1 protein-coding gene is annotated in these 1,179 nt (G+C 63.5%); it reads left to right on the top strand.

The window, feature by feature from the left end; all coding sequences use genetic code 11:
* Window positions 1-208: 208 nt before the first annotated feature.
* A complete protein-coding gene (locus tag TSO5_RS31380; protein ID WP_158282522.1) occupies window positions 209-1,156 on the top strand; it encodes an IS110 family transposase in 948 nt (315 codons plus the stop codon).
* Window positions 1,157-1,179: the final 23 nt, after the last annotated feature.

Genomic DNA, 1,179 nt, shown 5'->3' with positions numbered 1-1,179 from the left:
CCCTTGTATGTTGAGTTTGGCTTATAGTGTCTCCGACGGATCGAGCTGCTGGGGGTGGCCACCCCCAGCAGCTCGGGCCGGCCGGCAGGCCGTCCCATCCGAGGCTGCTTGAGGCCGCGGGGGAGCGAGGTCCCGGCCGGTTGTCTTCCAACAAACCCGAATGGTTGCGCGGGCCATGAGCCCGGATTTGCAAGGCAGGGACTGGGAGATGGCTGCTTTTTCCAAGACACTTGGCCTGGATGTCTCCAAACGCCAGCTGGATGGCCATTTCTGGCCCGATGGCGTGAGCGTCAGCGTTGGAAACAATGAAGCAGGGTTTACCGCCCTGCTGCGCCACTTGGCCGAACGGCCGGTGGACGCCATCGCGGTCGAGGCATCGGGTGGCTATGAACGCAAGCTGGTCGAGGCGATGCGGCAAGCCGGTTTTCGCGTGCTGGTGCTGCAGCCCCGTGATGTGCGGCTGTTCGCCCAGATGCGGCGCCAGCATGCCAAGAACGATCGGCTGGATGCCCGTGTGATCGCCGAGTTCGCCGCTCTGTTCGGCGAGGAGCGCCCGGCACGCTCCCAGGTTCTGGAGCGGCTGGCGGCCTACCTGACCTACTATGAGCAGCTCAGCGCTGCCGCAGCACAGGCCAAGACCCAGCTCGAAGGCTTCGTCGATGACGAGGTGCGGGCGCTGGTGAGTGAGCAGGTCAAACGTCTGGCCGCGGACAAGAGGGCACTGCTCGCCCGCATCCGGGCCCTGGTCGAAGAGGACCAGGACCTGGACAAGCAGGTGAAACGGCTTCAGAGCATGCCGGGGATCGGCTTCCTGAATGCCGTCACGCTGGCCGTCCGTGTGCCCGAGCTTGGCCGGCTGACGCGACATGCCATCGCCTGCCTGATCGGTGTCGCTCCCTTCGACGACGAGAGCGGCCAGCATAAGGGGCGACGATACTGCCGTGGCGGCAGAGAGCGGGTCCGAACCATGCTCTACATGGCCGCCACAACCGCAAAACGGTGCAATCCCCTCATCAAGCTCTTCTGCGAACGCCTCAAAGCCGCTGGAAAGCCGCATAAGCTCATCATCGTCGCTGCCATGCGAAAGATGATCGTCACCCTCAATGCCATGGTCCGAGACAACAAGGAATGGGAGGCAATGCCACACTCACCATGAAAACAACATGGTTGCTCCCCCGC

Source organism: Azospirillum sp. TSO5, from assembly GCF_003116065.1.
Classification (GTDB): domain Bacteria; phylum Pseudomonadota; class Alphaproteobacteria; order Azospirillales; family Azospirillaceae; genus Azospirillum.
Note: the sequence above shows the minus strand (reverse complement) of the source record. Positions and strands in the feature narration are given on the sequence as shown.

Coding starts and splice junctions, on each gene's coding strand:
- TSO5_RS31380 (WP_158282522.1), top strand. CDS start 209: ATGGCTGCTTTTTCCAAGACACTTGGCCTGGATGTCTCCAAACGCCAG.